Annotated in this window: 4 protein-coding genes; 1 reads left to right on the top strand and 3 read right to left on the bottom strand. The window is 64.5% G+C overall.

Annotated elements, in window-relative coordinates; genetic code table 11:
* A partial coding sequence (locus IMZ11_RS41905; RefSeq protein WP_228649056.1) for a hypothetical protein occupies positions 1–223 on the bottom strand: 223 nt, incomplete at its 3' end.
* Between the two features lie 214 nt (positions 224–437).
* Positions 438–1673 (bottom strand): IS256 family transposase, encoded by a 1236-nt coding sequence (locus IMZ11_RS41900; protein ID WP_228649054.1) that lies wholly within the window; start codon positions 1671–1673, stop codon positions 438–440.
* Between the two features lie 474 nt (positions 1674–2147).
* On the opposite strand from IMZ11_RS41900, the gene IMZ11_RS41895 reads away from it, so the two are divergent.
* The gene (locus IMZ11_RS41895) at positions 2148–3161 is read left to right on the top strand and encodes a glycosyltransferase family 4 protein (RefSeq protein WP_228649052.1); all 1014 of its coding nucleotides are present in this window, start codon (positions 2148–2150) and stop codon (positions 3159–3161) included.
* Here the strand turns inward: IMZ11_RS41895 and IMZ11_RS41890 are convergent.
* A partial coding sequence (locus tag IMZ11_RS41890) for a glycosyltransferase (RefSeq protein ID WP_228649049.1) occupies positions 3133–3399 on the bottom strand: 267 nt, incomplete at its 5' end. The two genes, IMZ11_RS41895 and IMZ11_RS41890, sit on opposite strands and share 29 nt — an antisense overlap.

Below are 3399 nucleotides of genomic sequence, written 5' to 3'. Positions count from 1 at the left end.
GGCTCTCACCGGTCACTGTTCCGAATCTCAGTGCCTGCGCCAGAGCCACCACGCCGGCGATGACGGCGGCATCCGACCACACCAGCCAGCGACCGTAGCGAGCCTGCCACGCGCGCAGCGTGATCTTGGTTGGTAGGACGGGCTCAGCGTTTACCGCCCCTCCGTAATTTTTCGTTGCTGGATGTCGCCCACTGCGTGACACTGCTGGATCGGAAGTGCTCATCCGGACGTCACTCCTTAGCGGGTCAACATAAGAATCAGCTAAGTTTGCACCATTGCACTGCCGAATAGCGCCACCCGCCGTCAATATGTGATATTTGTCACCGAAAAATCGAATGATAGGTAGCTGCATCTGATATCGCGATAGCGTCCCGTGGGGTGGTGGACTTCGGATCGGCGTGGGTTCACGCGTAGTGATCAACGAGTCATGCTGAATGCTAGGCGATTTGGTGTTGTTTGGCCAGTGCCGCGGCGGCATGTTTGGCGGCGATCACCGCTCGTAGCTCGTCCATGGAGACATCGGAGAGATACCGGCGGGTGACCTGCCATTCGTCGTGGGCTTCGATGACCACGGCGGTGGCCAACCGAAGGAACGCGGCGGGGTTGGGGAAGATCTCCACGACATCGGCGCGGCGTTTGATCTCCTTGTTCAACCGTTCGATCGGATTGTTCGACCAGATCTTCTGCCAGTGCGCTTTCGGGAACGCGGTGAACGCCAACACGTCGGTTTTGGCCTCGGTCATCATGGCGGCCACCTTCGGGAACGACGCGGCCAGGGTGTCAGCGACCCGGTCCCATTGCGCGGCGACCTCCTCGGGATCGGTGTGGGCGAAGATCGTCTTGACCGCCGCAGTCACCGCGGGGGCGTGCTTGGACGACACCGCGGTGTGCAGATTGCGCATGAAATGCACCCGGCACCGCTGCCACGATGACCCGCTGAACTGTTGGGCCACAGCCGCTTTCAAACCAGCATGGGCATCGGAGATCACCAGATGCACCCCGCCCAACCCGCGGGCTTTCAACGACGCCAGGAACTCACGCCAGAACTCGAAGGACTCGCTGTCACCGACCGCGGTGCCCAGCACCTCCCGGGTTCCGTCGATAGACACCCCGGTGGCCACCACCAGCGCTTGAGACACCACATGCGCCCCCACCCGCACTTTGCAGAAGGTGGCGTCGCAGAACACGTACGGAAACGTGGTGTGAGTCAGACTGCGGGTACGAAACGCCTCGATCTCCTTATCCAGCCCGGCGCAGATCCTGGAGACCTCCGACTTGGAGACCCCCGACTCGACGCCCATCGCCGCGACCAGGTCATCGACACTGCGGGTGGAGACCCCGTGCACGTAAGCCTCCATGATCACCGCATGCAGGGCCTTGTCGATGCGGCGGCGCCGCTCCAGCAGCGACGGGAAGAACGATCCGGCCCGCAGTTTGGGGATCTGCACCTCAATATCACCGGAGGTGGTCGACACCGTCTTGGGACGGTGCCCATTGCGGTGGGTGCTGCGACCGTCGCTGCGCTGGTAGCGGCCAGCGCCGATCGACTCGGCGGCTTCGGCCTCGATCAGCGCCTGCAATCCGGCGCGGATCAACTCAGCGAACACCGCCGAAGAATCGGCGGACTTGAGGGCGTCGAGCTGAGTCAGCAAGGCAGAATGGTCCTGGGTCATCGCGTAGATGTCCTTTCATGAGTCACTTTGGTCGGTAACTCATTGACCACTACGCGATGGCCCACCCCAACACCGGCAACGACACACCCCCGACACAGGCCCGGCCAGTTACCCGCGGGCCCGAAACCCCACCACTCCAGGGGACTTACCCGATATCGCTACATGGATATATATGTTCACCAGGTTATTTAAACCATATGGCAAATTCCATAGAAGTCGCCACCAATCACCCTTCCAGCCGTCTACTCTCCGGGCTGACAGCATGTCCCCAGCCATACTTATGCCAACTCTAAAGAATCAGCACACCACTGGCGATGGATTGAACCCGTCTCGACAGTTTCCGGAACGCCAGCTAGTGCGGCCCGCCATGCGGTTTGCCATAATCGCACAGTGGCGACAAGTACACCGGTTCGGATCCTGGCAGTGGGACCGGCACCGGCGGGTCCCGACAGCCGCGGCGGCATGGCGTCTGTCATGCGGCTGATGGTCGACCAACCCGACGAGCGGTTCACCGTCACCGCTGTGCCGACCTTCGTCGACACCCACATCGCGGGCCGGGTGTGGGTCGGGGTCAGCGGAATGATTCTGGCGACCGCGCGGATTCTGGTGGGCCACATCGATGTTCTGCACGTCCACCTGGCTCACGGGGGCAGCGTGGTACGTAAGGCGGTGCCGCTGCTGGCCGCGCGACTGCGCGGCATCCCGGCGGTGGTACACGGACACAGCTTCAACTTCTCCGGTTGGCTCGACCCGCTGCCGGCGGGGGTCCGGCTGCTGGTCCGAGCGGTATTGCGGGCTGACCACTGGCTGGTGCTGGGCCAGTCGCTGGCCGTGGATTATCAACGCAGCCTGGGACTTTCACACACCCCGATCGAGGTGTTGTACAACCCCGTCGTGATGCCCGCCGACCGGTCACGCCCGGCTCGCACATCACGGTCGCTGGCCGTGGTGTCCCTGGGCCGCGTGGGCCGCCGAAAGGGGTCCTACGATCTGGTGCGCGCCGTCGAACTGTTGCCCGCAGACCTTCGAACCCGGTTGCACGTCGTGCTGGCCGGCGACGGCGAGGTGGAGCAGCTGCGCACGGTGGTCGCGGCCCGCGGCTTGGACGAGGTGATCGAGGTGGCCGGCTGGATCGAACCGCCGGAGCGCGATCAGCTTCTGCGCGGCGCCGACATCTTCGTGCTGCCGAGCTACCACGAAGGCCTGCCGATGGCATTGCTGGAGGCCATGGCGCACGGGGTCATTCCGATCACCACACCCGTCGGCGGGATACCCGAGGCGGTGACAGACGGCGTCGACGGACTTCTGGTGCCGCCCGGGGACCCGGCCCGGCTTGCCGCCGCACTGCAACGCCTCAGCCAGGACGACGAACTGCGCACCCGGCTGTCCGAAGCTGCGCGGCAACGTGCCCAGGCGTTCGACATCGACCGCTGGCGAGAGCGGCTCGGCCAGCTGTGGGTCAGCCTGGCAGGCCGGCGCCGCGCCTGAGGACCTCCACCATCGCCTGCGCCGACACCACAGCAGAATAGGTTGCGCGGTAATGCTTTCGGGCCGCTTCCCCGCGGGCCGCAGCCTCGTCGGGATCAGCCAGCGCGTCGAAGGCGCGCGCCAGGGCATTCACATCGTCCACCCCCAGCACCGACTCGGTGGGCCCCTGGTACTCCGGCAACGCACCCGCGGTGGACACCACGGGCGTCACACCCAACTGCATGGACAACACCTGCAC

Origin of the sequence: Microtetraspora sp. AC03309, assembly GCF_020826795.1 — a bacterium.
Taxonomy (GTDB): Bacteria; Actinomycetota; Actinomycetes; order Streptosporangiales; family Streptosporangiaceae; genus Microtetraspora; species Microtetraspora glauca.
The sequence above is the reverse complement of the archived record's forward strand: the minus strand, read 5'-3'. Positions and strand labels throughout refer to the sequence as shown.